The 26,022-nt window shown below is 46.6% G+C and carries 24 protein-coding genes and 1 tRNA gene; 6 read left to right on the forward strand and 19 right to left on the reverse strand.

Annotation, left to right across the window (positions count from 1 at the left end):
* Positions 1-81: 81 nt before the first annotated feature.
* The 9 genes from ABH09_RS07420 to ABH09_RS07460 all read right to left on the reverse strand — a co-directional run bounded on the left by ABH09_RS07420 (position 82) and on the right by ABH09_RS07460 (position 9,168).
* On the reverse strand, positions 82-1,452 hold the full coding sequence (locus tag ABH09_RS07420; RefSeq protein WP_253713922.1) for an MFS transporter: 1,371 nt from the start codon (positions 1,450-1,452) through the stop codon (positions 82-84).
* Positions 1,445-1,933 carry a SoxR reducing system RseC family protein gene (locus ABH09_RS07425; protein WP_253713923.1) on the reverse strand — a complete coding sequence of 163 codons (489 nt, stop codon included), beginning with the start codon at positions 1,931-1,933 and terminating at the stop codon, positions 1,445-1,447. The genes ABH09_RS07420 and ABH09_RS07425 overlap by 8 nt, the downstream gene beginning before the upstream one ends.
* Positions 1,934-1,968: 35 nt before the next feature.
* A complete protein-coding gene (locus tag ABH09_RS07430; RefSeq protein ID WP_253713924.1) occupies positions 1,969-2,868 on the reverse strand; it encodes a TIGR00282 family metallophosphoesterase in 900 nt (299 codons plus the stop codon).
* On the reverse strand, positions 2,865-3,422 hold the full coding sequence (locus ABH09_RS07435) for a tetratricopeptide repeat protein (RefSeq protein ID WP_162663699.1): 558 nt from the start codon (positions 3,420-3,422) through the stop codon (positions 2,865-2,867). The genes ABH09_RS07430 and ABH09_RS07435 overlap by 4 nt, the downstream gene beginning before the upstream one ends.
* A gap of 108 nt (positions 3,423-3,530) precedes the next feature.
* A complete protein-coding gene (locus ABH09_RS07440) occupies positions 3,531-4,835 on the reverse strand; it encodes a PALP domain-containing protein (protein ID WP_253713925.1) in 1,305 nt (434 codons plus the stop codon).
* A 34-nt stretch (positions 4,836-4,869) separates the two neighbouring features.
* On the reverse strand, positions 4,870-5,115 hold the full coding sequence (locus ABH09_RS07445; protein ID WP_253713926.1) for a hypothetical protein: 246 nt from the start codon (positions 5,113-5,115) through the stop codon (positions 4,870-4,872).
* A 31-nt stretch (positions 5,116-5,146) separates the two neighbouring features.
* On the reverse strand, positions 5,147-6,550 hold the full coding sequence (gene hydA / locus ABH09_RS07450; RefSeq protein ID WP_253713927.1) for a dihydropyrimidinase: 1,404 nt from the start codon (positions 6,548-6,550) through the stop codon (positions 5,147-5,149).
* A 131-nt stretch (positions 6,551-6,681) separates the two neighbouring features.
* Positions 6,682-7,977, reverse strand: a complete 1,296-nt coding sequence (locus ABH09_RS07455; protein ID WP_253713928.1) for an L-cysteine desulfidase family protein — start codon at positions 7,975-7,977, stop codon at positions 6,682-6,684.
* Positions 7,978-7,980: 3 nt separating this feature from the next.
* The gene (locus ABH09_RS07460; protein WP_162663703.1) at positions 7,981-9,168 is read right to left on the reverse strand and encodes a dicarboxylate/amino acid:cation symporter; all 1,188 of its coding nucleotides are present in this window, start codon (positions 9,166-9,168) and stop codon (positions 7,981-7,983) included.
* A 639-nt stretch (positions 9,169-9,807) separates the two neighbouring features.
* Between ABH09_RS07460 and ABH09_RS07465 the strand changes: the two genes are divergently transcribed.
* A complete protein-coding gene (locus tag ABH09_RS07465) occupies positions 9,808-10,122 on the forward strand; it encodes a BrnA antitoxin family protein (protein ID WP_253713929.1) in 315 nt (104 codons plus the stop codon).
* Positions 10,123-10,219: 97 nt separating this feature from the next.
* On the opposite strand, the gene tsaD is transcribed toward ABH09_RS07465, so the two are convergent.
* The 3 genes from tsaD to ABH09_RS07480 all read right to left on the reverse strand — a co-directional run bounded on the left by tsaD (position 10,220) and on the right by ABH09_RS07480 (position 13,024).
* Entirely contained in the window at positions 10,220-11,242 is a 1,023-nt protein-coding gene (tsaD, locus tag ABH09_RS07470; RefSeq protein WP_162663705.1) for a tRNA (adenosine(37)-N6)-threonylcarbamoyltransferase complex transferase subunit TsaD, read from the reverse strand.
* Between the two features lie 44 nt (positions 11,243-11,286).
* On the reverse strand, positions 11,287-12,732 hold the full coding sequence (locus ABH09_RS07475) for a divergent polysaccharide deacetylase family protein (protein ID WP_253713930.1): 1,446 nt from the start codon (positions 12,730-12,732) through the stop codon (positions 11,287-11,289).
* Between the two features lie 218 nt (positions 12,733-12,950).
* A tRNA-Pro gene (locus ABH09_RS07480) sits at positions 12,951-13,024 on the reverse strand.
* 217 nt (positions 13,025-13,241) lie between these two features.
* On the opposite strand from ABH09_RS07480, the gene ABH09_RS07485 reads away from it, so the two are divergent.
* Both ABH09_RS07485 and ABH09_RS07490 read left to right on the forward strand, forming a co-directional pair.
* A complete protein-coding gene (locus ABH09_RS07485; RefSeq protein WP_253713931.1) occupies positions 13,242-13,628 on the forward strand; it encodes a DUF4418 family protein in 387 nt (128 codons plus the stop codon).
* A 24-nt stretch (positions 13,629-13,652) separates the two neighbouring features.
* Positions 13,653-14,318 (forward strand): ABC transporter ATP-binding protein, encoded by a 666-nt coding sequence (locus ABH09_RS07490; RefSeq protein WP_253713932.1) that lies wholly within the window; start codon positions 13,653-13,655, stop codon positions 14,316-14,318.
* A gap of 168 nt (positions 14,319-14,486) precedes the next feature.
* Here ABH09_RS07490 and ABH09_RS07495 read toward each other — a convergent pair whose 3' ends face one another.
* Entirely contained in the window at positions 14,487-14,699 is a 213-nt protein-coding gene (locus ABH09_RS07495) for a hypothetical protein (RefSeq protein WP_253713933.1), read from the reverse strand.
* Between the two features lie 173 nt (positions 14,700-14,872).
* Between ABH09_RS07495 and recA the strand changes: the two genes are divergently transcribed.
* A complete protein-coding gene (gene recA / locus ABH09_RS07500; RefSeq protein WP_253713934.1) occupies positions 14,873-16,219 on the forward strand; it encodes a recombinase RecA in 1,347 nt (448 codons plus the stop codon).
* Between the two features lie 233 nt (positions 16,220-16,452).
* Here the strand turns inward: recA and pth are convergent, their stop codons facing one another.
* Positions 16,453-17,070 carry an aminoacyl-tRNA hydrolase gene (gene pth, locus ABH09_RS07505; RefSeq protein ID WP_253713935.1) on the reverse strand — a complete coding sequence of 206 codons (618 nt, stop codon included), beginning with the start codon at positions 17,068-17,070 and terminating at the stop codon, positions 16,453-16,455.
* A 16-nt stretch (positions 17,071-17,086) separates the two neighbouring features.
* On the reverse strand, positions 17,087-17,539 hold the full coding sequence (dtd, locus tag ABH09_RS07510; RefSeq protein ID WP_253713936.1) for a D-aminoacyl-tRNA deacylase: 453 nt from the start codon (positions 17,537-17,539) through the stop codon (positions 17,087-17,089).
* Positions 17,540-17,720: 181 nt separating this feature from the next.
* Here dtd and rsmG point away from each other — a divergent pair, with 181 nt between their 5' ends.
* A complete protein-coding gene (gene rsmG, locus ABH09_RS07515) occupies positions 17,721-18,413 on the forward strand; it encodes a 16S rRNA (guanine(527)-N(7))-methyltransferase RsmG (RefSeq protein WP_253713937.1) in 693 nt (230 codons plus the stop codon).
* Here the strand turns inward: rsmG and ABH09_RS07520 are convergent.
* The 4 genes from ABH09_RS07520 to ABH09_RS07535 all read right to left on the reverse strand — a co-directional run bounded on the left by ABH09_RS07520 (position 18,410) and on the right by ABH09_RS07535 (position 22,953).
* The gene (locus tag ABH09_RS07520) at positions 18,410-19,123 is read right to left on the reverse strand and encodes a biotin--[acetyl-CoA-carboxylase] ligase (RefSeq protein WP_253713938.1); all 714 of its coding nucleotides are present in this window, start codon (positions 19,121-19,123) and stop codon (positions 18,410-18,412) included. The genes rsmG and ABH09_RS07520 overlap by 4 nt on opposite strands.
* A 32-nt stretch (positions 19,124-19,155) precedes the next feature.
* A complete protein-coding gene (locus ABH09_RS07525; RefSeq protein WP_162663714.1) occupies positions 19,156-19,806 on the reverse strand; it encodes a 3'-5' exonuclease in 651 nt (216 codons plus the stop codon).
* Positions 19,806-21,563, reverse strand: a complete 1,758-nt coding sequence (locus ABH09_RS07530) for a phospho-sugar mutase (protein WP_253713939.1) — start codon at positions 21,561-21,563, stop codon at positions 19,806-19,808. The genes ABH09_RS07525 and ABH09_RS07530 overlap by 1 nt, the downstream gene beginning before the upstream one ends.
* A gap of 346 nt (positions 21,564-21,909) precedes the next feature.
* The gene (locus tag ABH09_RS07535; RefSeq protein ID WP_253713940.1) at positions 21,910-22,953 is read right to left on the reverse strand and encodes a hypothetical protein; all 1,044 of its coding nucleotides are present in this window, start codon (positions 22,951-22,953) and stop codon (positions 21,910-21,912) included.
* A gap of 106 nt (positions 22,954-23,059) precedes the next feature.
* On the opposite strand from ABH09_RS07535, the gene ABH09_RS07540 reads away from it, so the two are divergent.
* Complete coding sequence (locus ABH09_RS07540; RefSeq protein ID WP_253715753.1) at positions 23,060-25,930, forward strand: PBP1A family penicillin-binding protein; 2,871 nt, start codon at positions 23,060-23,062, stop codon at positions 25,928-25,930.
* Positions 25,931-26,022 lie beyond the last annotated feature (92 nt).

The raw sequence follows: 26,022 nt of genomic DNA on the forward strand, positions 1-26,022 counted from the left end.
TGTTATTCACTCTGCGCCTTGTATCCGGTACTACTATTTTCAAAAGCGCTGGAATTACGGGGCATATACGGCGTTGCAGCGTTATTTTTTATCGATGGGATAAAAATGAATGAGTATGAGACCGCATAAACACATGGTTGCAGCGATCGGCCCTGCAATAAACCTAATAGCAAATATCGTTTTAGGAGGTTGGATTACATCAGCACAGTAACCGGCTGCACTAAGAATTAAGCCCGAAACGCCGGTTGAAATAGCCTGTCCGAGCTTACTGGCAAAAGTCCACACTCCGTAATAACAACCTTCGTTGTGTACCGTATCAGGCTGCCACGCGATCGCATCAGGCAGCATTGCCCAAGGAGTCGCAAAAGCAAAGCCAACCCCAACTCCTGCAGCTACAAACAAGAGTGAAAGGCCGATTACCCCGATACGGTGTCCGATAAAAAATATAACCATCGTAGAAATACACAATACGGCAAGTCCTACGCAGTATGAAAAATTTTTTCCCAGTATATTTGAGCATTTGGCTGCAACCGGAATAGAAACGATCGCCGTTACCAGTAAGAGCCCCATAATCGTACTTGAAGACGCTTCCGCTTGGTAAATGTACTTTAGGTAATACACAACCATGCCTTGCAAAAAATTGAGTGCAGTAATATGTAGCACAAAAACTGCCAGCAACACCGTGTACGCGGAATTTTTAAATACCGAGCGGTAGGCGGAAAAGAACGCTTCTGTTTTTTTCTTACCGTTTTTAGGCGGTGCAGCAGACTCTCGCACTGAAAAAAAAGTGATAAAAGTTGTTATTATGATAATACCGCCGATAGCTGCCCCTGCAACCGAGAAGCCTAAGGCTTTTGACGGGAATATATTGACAATCGGCATCACAATAACAGCACCCATTATCGTACCGATTCCGGCGCACAAAAAACGGTAGGCATTTAACGAGGTTTGTTCGTTATAATCCGAGGTTAATTCGGGGGTTAAAGCAGAATACGGAATATTCACGAGAGTCATCGTCGTATTTACCAAACAAAGCATCAACAGTGCCCACCAAAACAGCGCTGTTTGACCGGTAACCGAAGGCTTGGTAAAAAACAGCCAAAGCGAAAGACCGAACGGAAGCGCTCCGAACAAGAGATACGGACGGCGCCTGCCGAATCGGGAACGAGTGTTATCGGAAAGAAAGCCGACAATAGGGTCGGTAACCGCATCCCATATTTTTGCCACCATAATGGCGATACCGGCAAGGGCGGGCGCCAGATACACCGTATCGGTAAGATAGGTCAGCGTCCAAAAGCCCATAGCCGTAAAAAACAGATTTCCACCGATGTCGGCAATTCCGAATCCGAGTTTTTTTCGTACCGGCAACCGTACATCGGCTAAGCATACTTCGGTTATCGGGACTTCTGCACTATCAGCAACAATTTTTTCGCTTATAATTTTTTTATTCATAGACAGTAACAATCTGCGGAAGCGCCCGCTCTTTTAAAATACGACTTATTCCAAAAGCGATGGCAGCCCCTGCAGCAAGACCGACAACGATACCGGCTAAAGCCAGCGATTCGTTATGCGTTTGCAAAAAGATTACCGTAAAGGAAAGCATCGAAAGCACGAGCGGAATACCCACTGCGCACAGTCCCTGAAAACGGGCAGCTTTTTCGGAAATAAAGACACCGACCTTGTTTCCAATCCATAAATCTTTTCCCGAAACGTTCAGCGCATCGACGATGTTGCCCTGTACAACCAGCAAACCGTCTTTACTGCCTCCGCCACAAGCATGGCAACCGCCGCCGCATGACGCGCATCCGCTGCGGCTATCGGTAGATTTAATGGAACAAAGATCTGCTTCGGGCGTATCGTATTCAATAGTTGCAATCTGCATGCCGTTCCGTTTCGTTATCGGCATACGTATCACTCTTCCTATTCTTTCCATTTAAAAAGCCCTCCAAAATTAAATACGGACATACGTTATGATGACTGCGGCACCGCAGCGGCAGGTATTTCGATACGGACCCGTTCTATCGACAGGGCGCCGCCCGCCCCGTCCAGCTCAATATCCACCCCCTGTATACAGACCCGTTGCCATGTTTCTTGCGGGTACTCAAAAAGACCGGTGCGATATTCCCGAATCTTACCGGACGGGGCATGTCCGCCGACGGAGTCAAAGCTGCCGGTTCGTCCCGCATCCGTGATATAAGCGGTTTTTCTGCTCCGCTGTTCGCAGCATGTTTCTACAGTTGCAGTCTGCATATCGATATGCACATGATCGGAACCGGAACCGGATAAATCACACTCGGCGGACATCAGCCGCTCATCGGCTGTGGCGGCGCCCGAGCCTGACCCGACCAATGCGGAGATCCTCCCCGCAAGGAAAAATGCCATAGTCTGTTTTTCGGCGGTTGCAGTTGAAGAAAAATCCGCCACGATAAACGGTGTTTCTCTTTCTATTTTCGGAAGCAGCGCCTGCATCAACGTAAACGGATTATCCGCTAAAAGCCGGTGGCGCCCTACCCGCCCCAAAATCGAAACAACCGCAAGTTTTCCCCCATTTCGAGCTGTAAAATAGCGATAACCGGCTCCTAAACTGTGCTCGGGTAGATTACAAGGACGCAGTACAAAAGGCATCTGTGGGAGATTTTCGACTAAATCTTTCTTTTGAAAGATACAATCCCCGCCGGTGATGCAATCGATCCCCATCTTTCTCAAATAACCGGCGTGTTGTTTGCCCAGCCCGCCCGCGCCTGTCGCCATACCGGCATTTGCGATAATAAAATCAGGCTGATAGCGGCGCTTAATTTCCGCAATATTTTTTTTAACCGCCCACACGCCCACCTTACCGGTAATTTCAGCGATATAAAAAATTCTCACAGTTCGTTCCGCTTTTGTACCAGCGTATTCGGATTTTTTAATGCCAGTCTGTCGATTATTTTAGTGCATTTTTTGGCAAGCTTTTTGTTCCCCAGTATCGTATAGGTATCGCGTAAATTAAAAAGCGTATCCTCTGAATCGGGAGCAAGCGTCAAGGCTGATTCAAAAGCGCGGCGGGCTTGTTCGTATTTTTCTTCATTAAAAAGGAGCGTACCGTAGTTATTCCAGATACGGCCGTTTTCGGTCTCCAGCTCAAGCGCTTTCGTATATGCAAGCCGTGAAGCCTCCATTTCGCCGGTTTCATGGAGAACGACACCGAGCGTATCCCAAATGTCGGCATCAAAGGGATTGCAGCGCGCTGCCTCGTAGAGTGCATAGCGAGAGTTATCTTTATCATCAAGCGCATAGTAGCTGAGCCCCAAATTAAACCACATTAAACTGCTGTATGGTTCTAGCTGTAAACCGCGGCGAAGGCATGCTATCGCTTCGCTATGGCATCCCTCGGCGGCAAGCATCACTGCACTGTCGTTAAAAAAATCGGCTGTTTCTTGCATACTTTAAATATATACTATTTAATGAAAGAACTCAATCGATATTACCTTACAGCCCTGCATATTCCGGTTTACTAAATCTATTACCTCTACATTGGCCATATTGCGCCGTTAGATGAGAGACAAAAGCCAATCTTTTAAATCCTTTGCTGACGAACATTCAAGCACAGGTTCATTCGTTATTTGAGGATTATACTTCAGGCGAGAGGGTATCGACGGGTATATTCCCGTTGCCGTCCTAACCGCTTCAGTGTAGAAAGCGGGATGAGTTATTTCCGGAGTAATCATAATACAGGAATGCGCAGTGTGCTCATCGGATACCCAACGGGGAAGCAAACCGGTATCTGTAAAAAAACTTTCGATCATTTTATCCGATTCCGATAAACCATTTTTTACTGTGTTCCAGGCCTGCCATATTTCCGCAACATAGGGACTGATAATATACCCTGTTCGATCTTTACAATCTCTCATTGCCTCCAATACAGAATCTTGGTTAAATCGAAATGAGGCGATACTTGGAGTAGATTTCTTAGAAGCCTCGTGTGCATACAGCATTTTAAAGCGTGTATATTCTCTCTCGTGCTCTATTTCAGGGGCATGACAAGTAGAATCGACCGTCGTAATAAAACCGTTTATAGGTGTACCCATCTTCTGCGCAACTACGGCGGCACTGAGGGCATTCGGCTGCTTTAACGGGACTCCGATAATCAAACGGGGATGCTCAATACTGTTATCATAGCCGGCTCGTGAAAGTGCCGTCAATGCAGCATACATACAGCAGCACACTTGCGATAGCAGATAATCGATATGCGCTACATGGGGTATAAACAGCTCCATCGAACCGGTAATATCAGCATCTGACACCGTCTCTTGAATTATAGTCTTACAATCTGCCAAAGAACCGTTGACTCCAAAGATATGAATGTTTTCAGGGAGCAAAAGGAATTGCTGTTTTACCATGGGCTGAAAAGCATCCTTTGAATTTTTAGGATATAAAAAGGTTGCATGAATATCCTCAAACTCAGAAAAAGCTTTTGCAAGTGAAAGCGTTTCAAGCTCTGTCCCCGCAAAAAGAATATGCACCGGCTGCCCGTTGAGCTGGTAGAAATAATCGACCAACTGCGCAGTAAAACGTGCACCGAAATCGGCATAGGAACCGCCATCTCCGTGGGTCAGTTCAGCGATATAAGTACGCGGATCAATCGGAAACACCGGAACTCTAAATGGAAATGCGCGGACGATAAGAGTATACAAATCGGATTCAGGAATAGCATCCCGAAAAAATGATCTGAACACTTCAAACGTAACATCGCGGAAGGACGGCGGAGGATTTTTATATATTAAAGAATCGGGTAAAAGCGGTATCTGCCGGGGAAGATAATTACCTCCTTCCGCATTGTGTGTTTTTAACAGCATTTCTAAAGGAACGCATACGGACGGATCTCTTATATTATAAAAAGATATGGACGGCTGCATATCCCTTTATAGCATAGATATACGGTGATTTCAATCGTAAAAGGTATATTTTTAGGGCAAGCATATCCTTTGCCTTATTCAGCAGCGATAAAAAGAGCGTGTAACATACATCGTCATATCCTTTTTCTTCTTCGCGCCGGTTAAGTATATGCTCCTTATACGCAAAGAGGTTAAAAAAATCGTATAGCCTGCTGCCGTGTTCGCAAAATTGTATATTCATATGGGAACCTCTAAAAAACGAGCTGTTGCATTTAAAACGGCGGTTTTCTAAAGATGAATTGTCCCCTACCTTTTTCGCCTAAAAATTCGTTATTCTTTACGATTAATTCTCCGCGGCTGAATACGGAATCGATCACACACTGCACCTTCATCCCTTCATACGTGCAGTAATCGCAGGCGCTTTTCAGGTTCTTCTTTGTCAGCACTTCTTCGGCATTCGGATTGATAATCGTAATGTCGGCATCGGCGCCGGGCAAAAGGCATCCTTTCTGAGGATACATACCGAAGATGCGGGCAGGGTTTGCCGCCATCACCTGTACGAAGCGCTCCAACGAAATCCGCTTTTTTTGTACGCCTTCGGAGAAAATAATCCGCACTCGCTCTTCGATACCCGGAGCGCCGCCCGGCCCTTTGGTAAAATCGCCCTTGGTATCCATCTTCTCTTTTAACAGGAAGGGACAATGGTCGGTTGCAACGACTTGGATATCACCGTTTGCAAGACCGATCCAGAGCGCTTCTATATCCTGCTTTCTGCGCAGGGGCGGCGCCATGATATATTTCAGCCCTTCGATATTTTCAGGATCATCGGGACTGCCGTTCTCATTTCCGTATTTTTCTTCCGAAAGCGTCAGATACTGCGTACAGGTTTCTACAAACAGCCGATTAACGTGCTGCCGTCCCTCTACAACGCTGATAAGCGCCTCTCCCGTAGAAAGGTGTACAATGTACAGCGGCGCATCCTTTACCATTTCCGAAAAATGAATAAGGCGGGAAACAGCCTCGGCTTCCGTTTCGTTAGGCCGACTGCGCGCATGGTAAATAGGCAGCATTTTATTTTCTTTTACAAATTTTGACCGGAGATAATTGATAAGCGAATCGTTTTCCGAATGTACGGTTAAAATGCCGCCCGCTTCTTTCACGGTTTGCAGCAAGCGGTAAAAGCCCGTATCGTCAATTTTAAATCCGTAGGTCGTATAAGCCTTAAAGCTCGTAATACCTTCATTTTTAATGATGCCGGATAGCTCCTGCAAAATTGCATCATCCACATGCTGAATAACACCGTGAAAGCTGTAGTCGATAACCGCTTTTTTTGCAAGCTCATGGTATCGGTCTATGGAATAATGCAAGTTGCATCCGGCGGGGCCGAAAGAGATATGGTCGATAACGGAGGTCGTGCCGCCGCAGGCTGCTGCAACGGTGCCGGTGTAAAAGTCATCGACGGCGCGGTACTGCGGAGACTGCTGCAACTCAAGATGTGTATGCGCATCAATCAGCCCCGGCATGACATAACAGCCGGGAACTTCATACACGGCATCAAAATCGACGGGATTAAAATGCCCGATTCCGGTTATCTTGCTGCCGGTTATTGCAATGTCCGCCTTAAACGTATCATTTTCGGTTACGAGCATACCGCCCGTTATCAATGTCTTTTTCACAATTTCTCCTTATCTATGGACAGCTCTAAAAGCCCTGTTAGATTTTTAGAGTTACCGCTATACAACTTTTCATATACAAAAAATGCCGATCAGACTTACGATGACCCAATCGGCATTTTTGTATTTAATTTTTAATCGTCGTCCACCATAATGCGTAAGATAACCTTATCGGTTTCCCGCATACCGTCGGCAGCAACGGCGCCTACACCGGCGATGGTTTTTTCTATATCGCCTTTTACGATACCTTCACCGGGTTCAAACACCCGGTCATGCATTGCAAGATAATGCGCATTCAACGCCGCATCAACCGATGTGGCAATCTTCGAGGCACACGAAGGCTTGGCGCCGTCGCAGACAATTCCCGACACAACCGCAAGGGTATTGGTAATCGTCTCGCATACCTGTTCATAGCTTCCGCCTGAAAGATACGTAACGGCAGCCCCGCTCCCACATGCAGCGCTGACAGCTCCGCAATAGGCGGAAAGTCGGCCGATCCGCGTTTTTTGGTGAATCGCAATCAAGTTGCTGACCAACAGACCGCGCAACAGCTTATCATGCGGGAGCTTTTTTTCTTCGGCAAACACGATAACCGGTAGCGACGCCGTCAAGCCCTGATTGCCGCTGCCCGAATTGGTAACAACCGGCAAGGTACAGCCGCTCATGCGGGCATCGGAACCCGCAGCAGCGGCGGCCTGCGCACGGATTTTTAGGGTAACGGCCTGCTCAGTCTCGGCAGCCTTTAGGAGATTCGCCCCCGCATTAATACCGTAGCGGTGCTCCAGCCCTTCCTGTGCAATACGGGTATTATAATCGATCTGGCGTTCCAGTATCGGGCGGACGCGGTCAAGGTTTATCGTATCGGCAAACTCAAGGATCTTTTTTACCGATAAGCCCGACCGGTCGGTCAACGCGGCATTTGCACTAGCCGGATCAAACGGAACGGATAACACATCTTTTCCGTTTTTGGTTGTGTGCACGATATTCGTATGCTGATGGATAATCTCAACCGATGCGCTGTCGGCGCCGGCAAAAACTTCTACAATAAAATGCAGAGAAGCCACCGTATCCAAAAGGGAAACTTTACAAGGAACTTTTTCCAAAAATTCCTTTGTGCGGGCAATATCGGATTCGGTTATATCGGCAAGAACCTCAAGTCCCTTATTGGGATTACCGCCGATAATGCCGATTGCCGCCGCCGCCGGAATTCCCTTCATATTGCCCGAATTAGGGACGGTAACACTCTTTACGTTCTTAATAATGTTACCGCTGCTTTTGATGCACACACGGTCGGGAATCTTACCGAGTAAAGCGCGGGCATGAGCACCCGCATACGCTATGGCAATCGGTTCGGTACAGCCGAGCGCAGGAACCAGCTCTTCTTGAAGGATCGCAATGAATTGATTACAGTCAAAGTCCGTAAGTTCCATACCTTACGCCTGTTTTAACGTTCCGTCCGGTTTATAGAACACACCGCGCAGAATAAGCGCAAGCGCTCCGTCTCCGGTTACATTGCAGGCCGTACCGAAGCTGTCCTGTAGGGCAAAGATAGCAATCAATAAGCCGGTACCGATTTCGTCAAAACCGAGTATGCTGATAACGATACCGAGCGAAGCCATAACCGTTCCGCCGGGTACGCCGGGCGCTCCGACAGCGAATACACCGAACAGGAATGAGAACAAGACCATTGTCCCGATTGGAGGAACCGCCCCGTACAACATCTGAGATATCGTCATTGCAAAGAATGTTTCGGTAAGAACGGAACCGCACAAATGGGTTGTTGCTCCCAGCGGGATAGCAAAGTCAACGATATCGGACGGAAGAGCACTGGATTTATGAGCACAGCGTAAGGCAACCGGCAAGGTCGCCGCGCTCGACATCGTACCGACTGCGGTGGCATACGCAGGGCCGTAGTGCTTTACCACTTCAAGCGGATTTTGCTTTGAAACCGCACCGCCGATGAGGTACAACAGCGTCATCCAGATAAAATGACCGATGAGTACAATAATGATAACTTTCAAGAATACGGGAAGCTGGCGGGTTAAGCTACCGCTGTATGCAAGTTCGGCGAAGGTTGTCGCAATAAAGAACGGCAGTATCGGTACGATAACGCGGTTGACGATTTCAAGCACCATTGCCTGAATCTCTTTTAAGAGTTTTTCAACCGTCGCAGCTTTTGTCCAAATAACCGAAATACCGGCCAAGATAGCCAATACCAGTGCGGTCATAACCGGCATAATCGGCTGTATGTTCAGCGAGAACGCCGTAGAGGGTATTTCCACCAATTCGGCAGCCTGTGCAGGAATATGCAGGAACGGAATAAGAATATATCCTGCTACAGTCGAAAACAGGGATGCTCCGACTGCGGACAAATACGATATCAGCAAAAAGACGCCGAGCATTTTGCCTGCATTTGCTTTTAAATCGCAAATAGCCGGAGCAATAAAGCCGAAGATAACGAGTGGAACGGCAAAAAAGATCAGCGAACCGAGCAACCTTTTAATGGTCGCAATAATCCCCATTACCGGAGCGGGTACAAACAACCCGAGCAACACACCGGCAAGAATCCCTAACGCAAGCTGCGGTAACAGTCCCAATTTTCTACCGCTTTGTTTTTCCATAATAGAATCCCCCATAAACATTTTTGTAGGCAGTGAATGCCCGTTCATTAACATGAAGCAGGGCAACTCACAACAGAAGACATTATATACCCGCTGTTTTACACTTGTCAAATTATAAATGAGTTTCTTTGCGCAAACATCGCGTATTAACGTGTGAGCGTTCTGTGCACGAATTAAACAACTTCCAAAGTTGATTTGCAATCCGCTTTAGCGGATATTATAAATTATTCCTTTACAGAACAGAACCAGAGGCTCTGATACTTTGTTCAATTTTAAAGAATAAAAAAATTGACGAACAACTCTCACAGATTAACAATCTTCACTGGCTGCCGTGGATAGGAAAGAACCTCAAGAAAATACCGGTCATTTAATTACACCCTATGTAATCACTCTTTCATATTTTTCCCGCTAAATCCCGTCTTTTCTCCGGCATTAGGCATTCTATTTGATGGCTTTAACAGTAACATGATGCAAACAGAACAGCAAAAGCGGCAAAGAAATTCAGCTTCTATATACACTAAACAGAAACAGAGATATTACAAGCTCAACTTTTGGAAAAATAAAACGCTCTTTAATGTATGGTTAGGTAAATCTTTTTTATACTTGATTTGTGTACATGCATAATGTATATTGAATATTATGAAGAAAACGCAACAGCATATATATAAAACTATTGATTTTCCCCCGCTGACAGATGAGCAAAAGAAAGAACTGGAAGTTCTGGAGTCAAAGAGCGAAAGCGAGATAGACTATTCAGATATTCCGGCAAATCTTGATACGCCTATTTTTCCTTATTATTTTCAGTCCTTGAAAGTTCCCAAAACAGCAATTCATACAAAGATTGATAATGATAATCTTGAATGGTTAAGGAAAGATGGAAAAGGGTACCAAGCAAGGCTAAATAATGTCATACGCTGGGCAAGAATGAATAATTGCCCAATTTCAACGCTATAATAGACATGGATATTGAAATGGGTATTGTCTCACGGCTCAAACGCACAGCCGCTTGAACCGGAAGATTTTGTGCAAGACTGGCAAGCGGAAATACGAGCTATGTTGAGGCGGATTTCCGGCGTTTAAATCCTTCGACACGGGCGCTTGCAGGGCAATCGAGAGGGCTCCTGTCGCCACGCACCAAATAGCGGTAGCCTACTCCGGCAATCATGGCGGCATTATCCGTGCAGAGCTTGAGCGGTGGGAAGATGCACGTTAAACCTTTTTGTTCGGCGAGTTTTTCACGGAGCAGCGAATTTGCAGCAACGCCGCCGCCTGCGACAATCGTGTGCAGTCCCGTGTCTTCTACCGCCCTCAGCAGGGAGCGCAGTAATATTTTAACGGCTCTTGATTGAAAGGCTGCCGCGATATTTTCGGGCGTTTTTTCATATCCGGGATTCCAGAATTGATCGATTTGATTGATAACTGCGGTTTTTAATCCTGAATAGGACACGTCATACCGGCGGCCGGATTCGTGCAGTACTGGCATCGGGAAGTTTGCAGCCTTGGGATCGCCGTTTTTTGCCAGCCGGTCGATAATTACGCCGCCCGGATAGCCGAAATCGTAGAACTTCGCAACCTTATCGAATGCTTCGCCCGGCGCATCGTCGATAGTACTACCGAGCACTTCGATTGAATCAAAATCGTATACTTTGCAGATAAGCGAATGGCCGCCCGACACTAAAAGACCGAGGTAGGGATAGGGAATGTCCTGCTCAAGATGCGCTGCGTACAGATGCCCGAGCATGTGGTTTACGGCAATAAACGGTTTGTTGCATGCCCATGCGAGGGTTTTCGCAAAAGTAAGCCCCACCAGTAGCGACCCCATCAATCCCGGCCGATTGGTTACGGCGATACCGTCTATCGATTGCAACGTTTCACCCGCTTCCTGCAAAGCGGTCTTGACAACCGGCAATATCCATTCGGTGTGCTTACGGCTCGCAATCTCAGGCACCACGCCCTTATATGCTTCGTGAAATGGTATCTGAGTCGCCACCACAGAGCTGATGATTTTATGTCCGTCCTCCACGACGGCGGCTGCCGTTTCATCGCAGGAGCTTTCTATTCCAAGTATCTTCATTCTGTTGTTCCTATTGTTCCATGATTGACTTTGGACATTCTCTTTTAGTTGCCGAAGTTAACTGTCCCTTTTTGTGCAACTTGAGCAATTGCCGAAAGTGAAAATCCGTCTTCGATAAGTGCAGGATACATCTCGGTTAAAAGCTCTGCAAGCTCAACCGTAAAGACATGGCCGATCATGATGGCAGAGCCTTTCTGTCTCGCAATGCTCAACCCTTTTTTAATTTGCGTTTCCATTGCAGCGCGGCTTTTATCGTTATCAATAAAAATTGCCCGTTCCCAGACAGCCATATTTTTCTCCTTTGCAACCTTCGCAACGACTGACCGAGCGGTTGTCCGCGAATCCAAAAAGAATATATGTTTTTCCGCTACGACATCCAAAACCGCGCTCATCGCTGCCTCGTCCGCCGTCATCAGTGAGCCTTCGTGATTATTCATCCCGGCTACCGGCCAAATTTCTTCGAGATTTTTTCTGACGATGTTTTTGATTTGCTCCGCAGAAAGTCCCGGCGTCACCGCCCCCGGTCCCGGATTAATATGCAGATCGACCGATTGCATCGGCTGGTGCAAAATAACCTGTTTTCCGGCTTTACGTATCCGCCGCGCCGACTCGCTAGAGTACCGCAATCCGGGTAAAACTGCAATAGTACAGGGGAACGGGAGCCGTAAAAAGTATTCAAGCTGGTCGAGATTGTGCCCTGCATCGTCAAACACGAAGGTGAGGTTCCCTGCATAAGGGGCAGGCTTGCGCGGCTTTTCCGGTTTTGCAGCAGGCTGCACCGGCTGCACTTTTTGCACGGTTTTTTTCTTATCGGGTACGGCAGGTTTTTCCGGTACACTGTTTTTCTTCGATGCGGTATTTTTTTTATCAGATGCAACGGATTTTTCCGGTACGGTATTCTTTTGCGGAGCCGGATAGACTGCCGGCTTTTCTTTCTGCGCAGTACCTTTCTGTGCAGCAGAAGCGGTGCGGGATGCAGGCACAGCGGCAGGCGAATGGGGAGCCGGTTGTGCAGCCGGTGTTGTTTTTTTTACAGCAGGCGCTTTCTCCTGTGATGACTCCGTTTTTTGCTGCGCTGTCGGTGTATTTTTCTGTTTTTCGGATGGAACCGGCTGTTGTTTCGGTTCCTCGCTTTTTGCTGTTTCGGGTTGAGCTGTGATGTGTTCGGTATGCTGCAAATCGGCTTTCGGTGTATGTGAGGAAACCTGCGGCGTGGTAACCGATGCCATCTCTTCGGATTTCAGCGAGCTTTTCAAATTCGGTACCAACTTTAATACTAAAACAAGATTAAAACCCAAAAGCAGAACGCACAATATCACCAATGCGGCAATAATATTCCCTCTCGAACGCTTCTTTCGGGCGGTTGAACTGCGCGGCTTTTTCTTTGTTGTTGTACTGCTGCGGCTCTTGGTTTTTGACTGCCCCTTCGCCGCTGTTTTTTTAGGTGTCGTTTTTTTGCTTGTTTTTACTTTATCTTCTTTTTCGGACATAGGCGAAAGCATAAAAACAGCGCGGCTTAATGTCAAGCGGCATTTATAATGGTAGCCCCTATCGGAAAACCTCTAAAAACCGCAAGCCTATCAGCTTGTTCTGTAAAGAAATCATTTACCGTATATGCTAATAAATCTCTATACTTTAAGATAGAGCCGTTTTAATGAAAAGATATAATAAAAGTATGATAGGGATAGAAATAAAATAGAGAAAATAATCGGGCAAGCCGGATTTGAACCGGCGACCCCAAGTCCCCCAGACTTGTACGCTAACCAACTGCGCTATTGCCCGTTTTGTTTCAATGACAGAAAGAGATATTATCGATAAAATTCCGTTATGTCAATACGCAGTGTTGCATCATACGTCACATTCTGTCCCAAAGCAATCGATAGAATGTTCAAAGAATAATGTAACCATCGATTGACTTTTACCGTATTCTGTATATACTAGACACATTCGATAACTTCGTTGTCGAACAGGTTTGCTAATATGCTTGTGAGGTTATACTATGAAAAAATATATTGTAGGAATGTTAATCGTTATCATCGGTTTGCTCGTTTTATTTGCTCCCTTCGGATATGCACATGTCTGTTTTCCGAAAGCTGACGGCGGTTTTATGAAGTGCCATTGGATGGGCGAGGCGGTTCGAATGCTCGGCGGTTTAATTGCCGCATTGGGCATCGTATTCTTATTGTTCAAGAGTTCCCGCATCGGTATCGCATTTTCCAATATCGGGCTCGGTGTTTGTCTGATATTATTGCAAACGGTTGTTATCGGTACATGTAAGACTGCAACTATGCATTGTAATGTTTATACCAAACCCGTCATTTTACTGTTGGCAATCATACTGATAGCCATTGATATCGGGTATCTGTTCGTTAACAGAAGACGATAAATTTTACCATTGGATTATTACGGTATGTTATTGCAAACAAAACAACTTTCCAGAACGTTTACCAGAAGCGGTTCCGATTTTTTTGCCGTTAAGGAGGCCGATTTCACTATCGATTCTTCCGATTTTGTCTTTATTGTCGGCCGCTCCGGTTCGGGGAAAACGACACTGCTTAATCTGCTTTCGGGAATTTTAGAGCCGACTTCAGGTACGGTTCTTTTTGAAGATAAAGATATTACGCTGATGAGTGATACCGAAAAAAGCTATTACCGTAATGAGTCTATAGGATTTGTTCCGCAATCACTCGGCGCCTTGCCGAATCTGTCGGTACTGGATAATGTGCGCGTCCCGTTTTTTTTATTTAGCAGGGACGGCGATACCGAAGGGAGGGCGCTCAGTTTGTTGGAAGTGATGGGAATAGCACATCTAAAAGATGAAATGCCGAAAAATCTTTCGGGCGGAGAATCAAAGCGGATGCTTATCGCGCGTGCATTGATGAATGCGCCCAAGTTGCTCATCGCCGACGAACCGACGGCAAACCTCGATGCGGAAACGGCAGCTGGTGTCATGCAGGCGGTAAAAGATGTAAACAAGCTCGGAACTGCCGTGCTGATTGTAACGCATGATTCCACTATCTTGGATCCGCACTGTACAACCTACCGCATGGATGCCGGAACCCTTTCAAAAGTCTAGGTCTTCCATAATACAGCTCTCTTATGCTATAAATGAAAATCGAGTCAACATACCCCAACGCAGAGCATCGGGATACAATGCTCAATGTTTCGCATTGTATGTTCTATAAGGTGGTTGCAAACATATCGCATCGCTCAGGTAAAAAAATCGGCTTTTTGTAAAAATTTTCTAAAAAAAGTGATTTTCAGCCGTTTTTTTAAGCCAAAATCGCGATGACGCTATATAACAAAGATAAGAAGCAATGCAGCGTTCGACAATTGCCGGAGTTACAGTATACGGAATATCATCATAGTATGATGCTATTCTAACGGCGACGGTCGGATGCACTGGGGAACCTCTAAAAACTGCAAGCCTATCGGCTTGTTCTGTAAGGAAATTCATTAAGTTATCCGCTTTGCGGACTGCGAATCAGTTTTTAGAGGTTTTCCTTAGATTTAATTTGCGATATTTCAGTTTAAGTCATTGCAATATAAAGACTTAAACTGAAACTCGTCGGGCATCTCTAAAAAGCTAACCGAGTTTTTAGAGATGCCCTATGTTATGGAGGCACAAAGATGGCAAAAACAAAATCGGAAATAAATCAGGTAACCAATATTACCGATGCTGATGAAAAGCTCAAAGCGTTGGAGGCTGCGCGTCTGCAAATTGAAAAACAATTCGGACAAGGGTCGATCATGAAGCTCGGTTCAAAGACCGAGACGAGCGGTATCGAAGTAATCCCGTCAGGGAGTATCCTGCTTGACGAAGCGCTCGGTATCGGCGGTTATCCGCGCGGTAGAATTATCGAAATATTCGGTCCGGAGTCGTCGGGAAAAACCACGCTTGCGCTCCATGTTGTTGCAGAAGCGCAAAAACGGGGCGGTATTGCAGCGTTTGTGGATGCCGAACATGCACTTGACCCCCAGTATGCACAAAAACTCGGTGTCAATATCGATGAGTTGTGGGTCGCTCAGCCCGATGCGGGAGAGCAGGCGTTGGAAATCACCGAAAACCTCGTCCGATCGGGTGCGGTGGATGTCATCGTCGTGGACTCGGTAGCAGCCCTTACGCCGCAAGCGGAAATTGACGGTGAAATGGGCGATTCACACATGGGATTACAGGCTCGTTTAATGAGTCAGGCGTTGCGGAAGCTGACGGCAATTATCTCACGGTCAAAATGTATTCTCATCTTTATCAACCAAATCCGTATGAAAATCGGTATTGCGTACGGTAATCCTGAAACCACCACCGGCGGTAATGCGCTCAAATTCTATTCCTCGGTACGTATCGAAGTCCGCAAAGGCGAAGTGCTCGGCAAGGATGAGGATGAAGCATGGGGAAACAAGGTGCGCATCAAAGTTGTCAAGAATAAGGTCGCGCCGCCGTTCCGAAAGGTTGAGCTGGAAATCCTGTTCGGCAAGGGAATTTCTCCCTACGGCAGCTTGCTGGACTGCGCGGTAAAATACGAATTGATAGATAAAAAAGGTGCATGGTACTCGTATAAAGAAGATAAGATTGGACAAGGGCATGACAACGCCGTAAAATTCTTGGAAGACAATCCCGATGTTGCAATCGATCTTGAAAAGACCTTGCGCGCACAGCTGTTCCCCAACCAAAAATACGTGTCGAGTTTTGTAAAAACCGATCAAGCTGATTCCGGTGCTGCGAGCAAAACGCCGTCCGGTTCCGGCACCGGCGAAGCGGCTGCGGCAAAGGCGGCGGGTTCCGTAAAACCGGAAGCGGCAAGGACTGATAAAGAAGCCGATGCTCAGGCCACTCCGGCAGGGAAAAAATCCATGCTTGAAAAAGCAGCTCTCGCTAGCGGCAAAACTGAAAGTTTGAATGCCGATTCTGCAGCAGTATCCGCTGTGCATAAATCAAAGCCGGGCAGCGCTTTTGACGGCGACAACGAGCTCTTTTAAACAGCCTGATATCGCAGGGTAATCGCATCAGACTGTTTTGCTATATTTCCCCGCAAAATAAATAGGCTATTCAACCAGAATTTCGCCGCTTTGCGCCTCAAATGGTCTCATAGCCTATTTATTTTGCGATTTTTATTTATCTGTCTGATGCGATTTCTCTCCTGCAGGGAAAAGATGCGTGAAATTTTAGGAAAATTTCACGCAAAAGGAAGACCTGTGTTAGAGTTTTGAGCTTACACTGATGTGCAGGGCAGCACCTTCGTCCATGCGGAAAGCAGCGTTTGCGGCTCCTTCCGCTCGGTGATGAGTGCGGTAAAAAGCGGTTCCAGCTGAGGCAGCGCCGCATCCAGCAGGGTAAATTCTTCTTGAGAAAAAGGAGACAGCACATAGCCTGCGATATCGGGATGATCGGCGCTGCTGCTTTTTTTCCCGCCGGGACGCCCGATACCGATCCTGAGCCGCCAAAAGTCCGGCGTACCCAGCGCAGCCTTTATTGAGCGAAGCCCATTGTGTCCGCCGAGCCCTCCCGACCACTTGAGACTCAAGGCGGCAGGCGGCAGTTCGAGTTCGTCATGCACGACAAGTATTTCCGCCGGAGGAATTTTAAAGAACTGGGCAGCTTCTCCTACCGCTTCCCCCGATAGGTTCATATAGGTTTCGGGCTTTAAAGCATGGACAGCCTGTCCCCCGCTCACTGCCGCCGGAAACCGCCCGTACAGACCGCGGAACTTATGCTGCCACGAAATTCCCCCGCAAATAGATAAACGATCCGCAGCAATCCATGCTGCGTTATGCCGGGTTCGTTCATACTCCCGCCCGACATTTCCCAAAAATGCTATTAACGAAATCATCTTTTTTGACCTGTAATTATTCTTTTACCTTCGTGTCGATTATGATCGTAACCGGTCCGTCGTTGTGAATTTCCACCTGCATATCCGCTCCGAATTGTCCGGTTTTTATCGGCTTACCAAGCGCTTCGCTCAGTTTGCGGATACAGCATTCATAGAGCGGGATTGCAATCGAAGGCTCCGCCGCTGCATTGAAGGACGGGCGGTTTCCTTTCTTGGTACTGGCAAACAAGGTGAACTGACTGACCAACAAAATGTCTCCCTGCACATCCGCAAGGGCACGGTTCATCTTCCCCTCATCGTCTTCGAAAATCCGCATCTGTACGATTTTTTTAACCAACCAATCTATATCGTCCTCAGAATCTTCAGGACAAATCCCCAACAAAATCACAAAGCCCTTGCCGATGGTCTGCGTTTCAAAGCCTTCAATCGCCACACTTCCCGACCGTACCCGCTGTATTACTGCTCGCATGACACACGCTCCTCATTCCGTATATCCATACAATAAAATACACCTTTAGTCGTATAATGAATACTTCGAGCCATTTTTTCCTCTCTTATTGATTATATCCTGCCGTCTATGATGTATCTCAATTGTTGCATTTCGAGACAGCTTCAGTTATATTGGACGGGCATCGGGAGTGCGCTCTACAATGGATACACAAAACACGGAACTTTTACAAGCGGGATTAACCGCATTACATATTGAAGACCGGCAAGGTACATTGGCAAATATGTTAACGCGATATATTCGCGAACTTGAAACATTTAATGCCGCATTTAATTTGATAAAGGTACAAAACACTCAAGAGCTGATTATCAAACATATCCTCGACAGTCTTGCGCCCTGGGAAGCGTTAGCACACCGGCTCGATTCACAGCAAACCGAGGGCACCTGTACTATTGCAGATATCGGTTCGGGGGCGGGGCTGCCGGGTATTCCGCTTGCATGTCTGTTTTCACTTAAAGATCCGAGCATTAAATTTACGTTAATAGAGCGGATGCACAAACGATGCGCTGTTTTGGAAAATGTACAAGCCATGCTAGGGCTGACCAATACCACCGTGCTGGAATCCGAGGCAGAAAAAGCTCCTGCCGATTATTTTGACATTGCGGTATTCCGAGCCTTCCGGCCGCTTGACCGCGCAATGCTTGCTACCCTGCAAAAACGAATTCACAGTACCGGTATCTTAGCGGCCTATAAGGGGAAACGCACCGCAATTGAAGAAGAGATGCAAGCTTTGGACGCTTATAAACCGGACTATGAGGTAATACCGGTACAAACACCTTTTTATGACGCGGAACGGAATCTCGTTATTATCCCTAAGTGCCGCGAGGATAATTAACAGATCAATTCTCCCGAATAGTACCGGCGTTCTTTATCCTCTTCCGTAATGCACAGTGCCCCATCCGGAGCGATGCCGGTAAGGATACCTTCGACGATGTCATCTTCCTGTTGCCCGCGCATAAAGCGTACTACAGAACTTCGCTTCCAAAGCCGGCGGCTGATTTCTTCATTCCAATCGCGGCGGCTAAGACATTCCTGTATGTGAGTCAGCAGCGTAGGAATAAACACCTCAAACGTGGGGCATTTATCGGCGCCGATAATCATTGCAAGCGAAGTTGCCGTGTGTTCTATACTCCGTAAGAAGGCCGTTTGAAGCAGGTTGATACCGACACCGGCAAGGACACAGCCGCCCGCGCTTTCGCACAGGATACCGGCAGCTTTTTTACCGTTGATAAAGATATCATTCGGCCACTTAACGGCAGTCCGTACGCCGGAAGGCAAAAACGAATCGAGTGTTAAACTAGCGGCTAAGCCTATCCGCAGCGTAAAATCGGTGGATGCGGGTTGCCTTAAAATAAGCGTACCGAGCAGGTTTTCCCCTGCAGGGGAAAGCCACTGCCGATCGGCCATACGCCCGCGCCCTTCCGTTTGATAACCGGCATAGATGAATGTCCCATCCGGACACCCCTCCGCAAGGCATTCGCGAGCAGTCTGTAATGTAGAATCGGTACGTGCGTAATAATACACAGGCGCATTAAAAGGATTCATGATTGAGGTTGTTTCTCGTTTTTGTTGAGGTATCAAAATAAACTCCGTGAATAATCTTTCTCTTTTTGCTCCGTTTCGGGGGCTAACAGACTGGCAACATCCGTTTCCGTACGGATTTTTTCTACCAGCTCGGGATTGTTTTTTAAAAATCTACTTAATATTTGCTCAAACAATTCCATGCAGACGCGGGCATCGTCTTCGGCACGGTGAGCCTCCAGCGCTGTAATACCGAACTGTACGGCAAGATCCTGTAATGCATAGCTGGATAAACCGGGAAATACTTCCTTTGCAAATATTCGCGTATCGACGGCTTTATTGGTTAAAGGAAATTTTCCGGCGCGCTTTAACTCCGCATTAACATAGTTTATGTCAAATGGAGCATTATGCGCAACTAAAACACCGGTACCGATAAAATCGAAAAAGTCAGGAAAGACATCAGCTATCAGCGGCTTATCCTTCAACATCTCATCGGTGATTCCGTTGACCTTGCCCGCCTCCTCCGGCATCGGCATTTCAGGATTGATAAGCACATTGTACCGGGCAATAACACCGCGTTGGTCGAACTTTACCGCACCGATTTCTACAATTCGCCCCGATACGGGATCAAGTCCGGTCGTTTCGGTATCAAAAGCGATAAAGGCTACCGTGTCATATACGGCAGCCAACCAATCATAACTGGTCATTAGACGATAGTGTCCAACGCTTGAGCAAAAATTTTAACCTGCTGTTCTGCTTTGGTCTGAGCGGCGGCAACATCCTTACCCTGTACCGGCTGCGGATGGATGATATAAAACTTGATCTTGGGCTCGGTACCGCTCGGGCGGATACTGATAATCGTTCCGTCTTCAAGATAATACTGCAACACATTACTTACCGGAAGATGTACCGCTTCTTTTTTATCAGGTGTCAACGGGTTGTATGAACATGATTGATCGATATCGCGGATGGTTAGAACCTTTACGCCGGCAATATCCTTTAATGCGGAAGTACGGAGCTTTATCATCATATTTTTCATAATTTCAACCCCTTCCGCACCGGGGAACACCTTGTTGATGGTTTTCTCGCAGAAGAGGTTATGCTGTGTAAAGAGTTCGTTTAAGCGATCTAACAAGCTCTTCCCTTGTTTACGCCAATAGAGCGACATCTCGGCACAGAGAGCAGAGGCAGCAATTCCGTCTTTATCGCGGATTTCCATCCCGAAATTATAGCCGTAGCTTTCCTCAAAGCCGTAAATGTAGTGATACCCTTGTTTGGAAATTTCATCAGCTTTGTTGCAGATCCACTTAAATCCCGTTAAGCATTCAAAGGAAGCAACCCCGTAGCTTTTCGCAATACGGTCACACAGATGCGATGTTACAATAGAACGAACAATGGCAGGTTTTGCCGGCATAACACCGAATTCTTTTGCAGTCAGGCAGAGGTAGTCGGCAAAAAGGGCGCCCATCTGGTTGCCGGTAATAAGATGTATTTTTCCGTTGCCGTCTTTTACCGCCGAAGCAAAACGGTCGGCATCGGGGTCGGTTGCCATCAGGATATCGGCGCCTTCTTTTTCCGCAAGTGCAATCGCCATTTTAAGCGCAGCAGGGTCTTCGGGATTGGGGTAGCTGACTGTCGGGAAATTGCCGTCCGGCTGACGTTGTTCGGGTACGGTGATGATGTTAAAGCCCATATCGCCGAGTACTTTTTCGACATGCATCGCACCGGTACCGTGCAGCGGGGTGTAAACAATTTTTACGGACTTTGACATCTCTTTAATAAGATCACCGCGATGCAGCTTGGCCTTAACGCTCGCCCAATATTTTTCATCTATCTCTTTATCGATGATGATGAGTTTACCACTCTTAATCGCTTCGTCGCGGTTCATCATGTTAACTTTTTTAACAGCATTGACCTTGTCGATAATGCCCTTATCGTGGGGTGGGATAACTTGTGCACCGTCATTCCAATATGCTTTGTATCCATTATACTGCGGCGGATTGTGCGAAGCGGTAACGACTACACCGGTATCGCAGCCGAGGTGGCGGATTGCATAGGAAAGCTCCGGTGTCGGGCGTAATGCCGAAAACAGGTATACCGTAAAACCGTTTGCCGCAAAGATGAGCGCGGTTGCCTCTGCAAACACATCCGAATAGCGGCGCGAATCATGCGCGATAACTGCTTTTAGTTGGCCTTTTTTTGCCTTTTCGGGAAAGGTTTCGATAATATAGTCAGCAAGCCCTTGAGTTGCCTTCTTAATAACCGTAGGATTCATCCTGTTTGTTCCGCCACCGATAATCCCGCGCAAACCGCCGGTACCGAATTCCAATTGACGGTAGAAGCGGTCAAACAGCTCTTTTTCATCATTCTTTGCAATGAGCGCTTCCACTTCCTTTACAAATGTAGGATCGGTTTCCTCTGCTATGTACTGTTTTGCAGAGGTTAGAATTGTTTTACTATCCATAATCGAGTCTCCCTCTTAATCAACAACCCCGACGCAAGCGTCGGGGTACAGTGCTCAACGTTTCGCACTGTATGTGTTCCATAAGGTGGTTGCAGTCGGCTTTAATACCCTTTGTTACGACGCAAGCGTCGGGGTATTAAACCCTCCGCACGAATAATCACAACGTTTAAATATCTTTAGGGTATCTTTAAAAACTTAATTTGCTTTCGGATACCGCTATTTATTTAGTGTAATCTTTTTTTATAGATTACGCAAGGTAAAATATCAAGAGTGTCAGGAGATAAAAAAAGGGCAACCGTACTCCATACCGGATTTTTAATACGGTCACCCTTCGCACGAATAAATACTATCCGTTTTGAGCTTTTACCGAATCCGCTCTAACCCAGCCTTTTTTTTGCTTGTTTTGGATATAGAGCCATTCAACGCCACTCTCGGAATCTCCATCCTGTTTAATATATTTGCGGGTGGCAGTGGCCGATGTTCCTGCTTTCAGCATATTTACCGTTCTTGCAGAATCTTCATCGGGAATACTTAACAGATTGATATCTTCGATAGCCGTAACCTTTTCACTGATTTTTTCAACTGTAAGCTCTTTCATAAAATTCTCTTCTTTTATCATAATTTCAGAAAGTGACTGTAAAACCGCAATGGTATCGCTATAGGGAGAACCCAGTTCAATTGCATTCTGAAACAGCTCCGTCCGGATGGTATCGTTTTTGGATTCCATCGCAACCTGAGCGAGGATCATAGCCGAAACACTCATTTCATCCATTTCTACCGCATCCCGTTTTACATATTTGTCTTTAATACTCCATGAACTAACCAGTTCAGGATTATACGCTGCAATTTTAATAAATTTACTGTCCGGCTTTTCAAGGCTGTCTTTATATACCGCAACAATAGCATAACGAGGAATGAATTCGTCGGTCATAGCCGCAAGGGATTCCGATTTATACAGCACGACGTCTTGTCCCGAAATAAAGGCCGCTACGGTATCGGGTTCATAAGAATATTCTTGTATCCAATAGCGCTGCCCGTTAAGCTCGACATGAAAAAATGTCCGCTTTTGTCCGTCGGTTCTTACAGCTTCTTTCTTTTCTCCCAAATAGAGCGCTTTATCACCCAGTGAAGCCTCAGCAGTCCACTTCATTTTTCCTTCGTCGTTTTCCGTATAAAGCCCCGCATTGTTCACATAAACGACTCCGCTAATATCCATAGCATTCCCCATACCGGACGCAGACTCTTGTTTTGCATCCATATGGTCGACTTTTTGTACTTCATCGACCGGACTATTCTCATTATTCGTACTTTGCCTTCCATTTTTTGCACATGATACAATCTGTATAATCCCAAATACGGCAAACAGAACTATCTTATTTAATCTTTTCATTTTATATGCTCCTTGCAGCTATTATTATTTGATAGTAACAAAGTGTCAATATTGCACACACAGGTATATGCTTGAAAAAAAAATGATTTTGTGCTTTTATAGGCACATGCGCGGACGCACCGTCTTTTTATATATTTATCTTATTATTGTTTTTACCGTGCTTGTTGCGGGTTCGGCAATGCTAGGCTATCTTTTGGCAGAAACAGCAGCCGTAAAGCAAAGCGAACAATTCACCGCTTTTAATCCCGATTTACCGACCCGAATACTTGATATACGAGGAGACTTAATCACTGAATTCTCGTCCAATGAAAAACGGGAGATTATTAAATTCGAGCAGATACCCCCCGCATTGATTAATGCACTGCTCGTCCGTGAAGACCGCAGCTTCTATCGACACCGAGGCTTTACTTTAAAAGCTATTTTTCGTGCCGTTATCGGAAAGCTCACCCATAGAACACTCGGCGGCGGAAGTACCATCACGCAGCAAATCGCAGGGCTTCTATACTGCGACCGCACCGATATGAGTATTTCGCGAAAGATAAAAGAACTATGGTGGGCGATTCAAATGGAACGCCGGTATTCAAAAGACGAAATTCTTGAACTTTATTTGAACAAAGTATATTTTGGCGGTGGAACCTACGGTGTTAGCGCCGCATGCCGTTTTTATTTCGGCCACTCTGTAGCGGAAATTACCCCTGCAGAAGCAGCGATACTGGTTATTCAACTGTCAAGCCCCGCTAAATATAATCCCTTTGAATACCCGAACGTTGTACAGGAACGCCAGAGCTATGTTCTTGATGAGATGGTGCGCCTCGGCTATCTTACAAAAGAGGAAAGAGACGAGTCCTACGATGAGTATTGGGCTCACTTTGACTATACCCGCACTGCTTCGTCTGCATGGTTTAATCGTGAAGACAAAGCCCGCTGGTTTTCCGAATATGTACGCCGCCAGCTTGAAACGATGATGTACGGTACGATGGATTTTTATTCTGACGGCTATATCGTACATACCACTTGCGACCTGCGTCACCAAGCAGCAGCAGAAAAAGAGATGGGCGACTATATCCGCATTGCAAACACCCGGGTAAAGAATACCCGATCGCACCGCTTTGCTCAGAGCGAACTATACAGCAATATCACTGCGCTGGTTTCACTCGCCTTTAATATTCCGGCACTCCATATCGACTCCGAACGAGTTCAAGCAAAAACACTCTCCTACTACCGCAGCGATTTGAATCCTATTGTGGATATGGCGGCAATGCTCTTCGGCTTAAACAACCTCAAAATTACCGGCACAAAAAGCACCGCAAAGGTGCAAGATGAGCTTGCAAGGAAGACGGTTGAAGGAACGCTCATCTGTTTGGAAAATAATACAGGCTACATTACAGCGCTCGTTGGAGGAAGTAGATTCGATGAATCAAACCAAATGATACGAGCGACACAAGGGCGTGTTCAGCCGGGGAGTTCCTTTAAGCCGCTTCTGTATTCCGCAGCTTTCGACACCAAATTAATTACACCGGCAACAGTGCTGGAGGATACGCCGCAAGTATTTCAAAATCAAAGCGGTGTCCCATATATTCCGAACAACTATGCAGGGCATTGGCAGGGCACGGTTCTCGCATGGCGAGCACTGGCAAGATCGCTGAATATTCCTGCGATTAAGGTACTTGATACAATCGGCTTCGATGCGGCAATCACTCGATCCGCTGCTCTGCTCGGCATCACCGATCAGGACGAAATAGACCGTACATTCCCACGAGTATATCCGCTCGCTCTCGGCGTTATCAGCGTTGCTCCCATTCAGATGGCAAAAGCGTTTGCCATCTTTGGAAACCAAGGACGGCGGGTTGACCCCATTGCCATCCGTACCGTAGAAAACCGTAATGGTACAATCGTGATGGATCCCGAACGGGATTTACGGCTGGAACAGCGGCGGCGGGGAACTGCAATGCAGGTTATCAGCCCTCAAAATGCCTATCTTATGACATCGGTACTACAAAAAACAATTACCGCAGGAACACTTATGACTGCTTCCGGTAGCGGGTCAAAATTCCGCTTTAAGGACAAAAAGAGCGGTAAGTATTTTTCCATGCCTATTGCAGGTAAAACCGGTACAACTCAAAACTGGTCGGATGCATGGGCGATCGGTTATTCTCCGTATTATACCGCCGCTGTTTGGTTCGGATATGACAAGGGAGGGCAGTCGTTGGGACTCGACAATACGGGTGCAATGCTCGCAGGACCTCCGTGGGCGAACTTTATGAAAGCGATCCATGAAGATATGCCGTATCGAGATTTTATTCGACCCGAAACAGGATTAACCACTGTGTCGGTTTGTTCAAAATCAGGAATGCTGCAAACACCTTACTGTAACGAGGGGACGGTATCGCTCTACTTTTTATCCGGTACGGAACCGACAGAGGCTTGTACCTATCATGAAGCCAACAATGTACTGTTGGAAATTGCAAAAGACCGTCTGCGCAAAAGCAATTACAGTACAGGACAAACACCGGTCGACATTATTAAAACGGATGTACTTATTGACCCACGCATTTTTGAAGATCCTGAACCAAGCAAACATAGACGGACAGGGAATGCTTCCTCTTATACAACAGATCCATTTATAACCGATGAACTTACAGTGCCTTCCGACTCCGGCAACGTTTTGGAACCCGACCCGTTATTACATTCGGGTGAAGATAATTCTTCAACAGAGCCGCCGGTGCTTACTCCACAGCAAGAGCAAAATACACAAAATCCTGGAATTCAGCCCGGGCAGACTTCAGGACAATCAGGAGTGAATAATACGATACAACCACCGATTCCTCAAACGCATCCGGATTCGGGAACCATCGACGAAGGAACTCCGGTACCGTCTTTTCCACCTATAGAATCTGACCCGTCCGGTAGCGAATCCGAAACACAGGAACAGAATAACGGTGCGATACAGGGAGAAGGCATCAACCCGTGGTTGTAACAGGGTATCCTATAAAAGTACTGTTAGATTTTTAAGATGTCTCAGAAGTGTTATGCCAAGAGCCTTAGACCCTACGCAAACACATATCAGGG

Source organism: Treponema sp. OMZ 803 (assembly GCF_024181165.1).
Classification (GTDB): Bacteria; Spirochaetota; Spirochaetia; order Treponematales; family Treponemataceae; genus Treponema.

Excerpts from the sequence above, each read along its gene's own strand:
- ABH09_RS07425 (WP_253713923.1), bottom strand. The coding sequence starts at position 1,933 with ATGGAAAGAATAGGAAGAGTGATACGTATGCCGATAACGAAACGGAAC.
- recA (WP_253713934.1), top strand. The coding sequence starts at position 14,873 with ATGGCAAAAACAAAATCGGAAATAAATCAGGTAACCAATATTACCGAT.
- ABH09_RS07525 (WP_162663714.1), bottom strand. The coding sequence starts at position 19,806 with ATGACCAGTTATGATTGGTTGGCTGCCGTATATGACACGGTAGCCTTT.
- ABH09_RS07495 (WP_253713933.1), bottom strand. The coding sequence starts at position 14,699 with ATGAATTTCCTTACAGAACAAGCCGATAGGCTTGCAGTTTTTAGAGGT.
- ABH09_RS07445 (WP_253713926.1), bottom strand. The coding sequence starts at position 5,115 with ATGAATATACAATTTTGCGAACACGGCAGCAGGCTATACGATTTTTTT.
- ABH09_RS07530 (WP_253713939.1), bottom strand. The coding sequence starts at position 21,563 with ATGGATAGTAAAACAATTCTAACCTCTGCAAAACAGTACATAGCAGAG.
- ABH09_RS07435 (WP_162663699.1), bottom strand. The coding sequence starts at position 3,422 with ATGCAAGAAACAGCCGATTTTTTTAACGACAGTGCAGTGATGCTTGCC.
- ABH09_RS07475 (WP_253713930.1), bottom strand. The coding sequence starts at position 12,732 with ATGTCCGAAAAAGAAGATAAAGTAAAAACAAGCAAAAAAACGACACCT.
- ABH09_RS07420 (WP_253713922.1), bottom strand. The coding sequence starts at position 1,452 with ATGAATAAAAAAATTATAAGCGAAAAAATTGTTGCTGATAGTGCAGAA.
- pth (WP_253713935.1), bottom strand. The coding sequence starts at position 17,070 with ATGATTTCGTTAATAGCATTTTTGGGAAATGTCGGGCGGGAGTATGAA.
- tsaD (WP_162663705.1), bottom strand. The coding sequence starts at position 11,242 with ATGAAGATACTTGGAATAGAAAGCTCCTGCGATGAAACGGCAGCCGCC.
- ABH09_RS07535 (WP_253713940.1), bottom strand. The coding sequence starts at position 22,953 with ATGAAAAGATTAAATAAGATAGTTCTGTTTGCCGTATTTGGGATTATA.
- ABH09_RS07485 (WP_253713931.1), top strand. The coding sequence starts at position 13,242 with ATGAAAAAATATATTGTAGGAATGTTAATCGTTATCATCGGTTTGCTC.
- ABH09_RS07465 (WP_253713929.1), top strand. The coding sequence starts at position 9,808 with ATGAAGAAAACGCAACAGCATATATATAAAACTATTGATTTTCCCCCG.
- ABH09_RS07455 (WP_253713928.1), bottom strand. The coding sequence starts at position 7,977 with ATGGAACTTACGGACTTTGACTGTAATCAATTCATTGCGATCCTTCAA.
- ABH09_RS07460 (WP_162663703.1), bottom strand. The coding sequence starts at position 9,168 with ATGGAAAAACAAAGCGGTAGAAAATTGGGACTGTTACCGCAGCTTGCG.
- ABH09_RS07540 (WP_253715753.1), top strand. The coding sequence starts at position 23,060 with ATGCGCGGACGCACCGTCTTTTTATATATTTATCTTATTATTGTTTTT.
- dtd (WP_253713936.1), bottom strand. The coding sequence starts at position 17,539 with ATGCGAGCAGTAATACAGCGGGTACGGTCGGGAAGTGTGGCGATTGAA.
- ABH09_RS07490 (WP_253713932.1), top strand. The coding sequence starts at position 13,653 with ATGTTATTGCAAACAAAACAACTTTCCAGAACGTTTACCAGAAGCGGT.
- ABH09_RS07440 (WP_253713925.1), bottom strand. The coding sequence starts at position 4,835 with ATGCTGTTAAAAACACACAATGCGGAAGGAGGTAATTATCTTCCCCGG.
- ABH09_RS07520 (WP_253713938.1), bottom strand. The coding sequence starts at position 19,123 with ATGAATCCTTTTAATGCGCCTGTGTATTATTACGCACGTACCGATTCT.
- rsmG (WP_253713937.1), top strand. The coding sequence starts at position 17,721 with ATGGATACACAAAACACGGAACTTTTACAAGCGGGATTAACCGCATTA.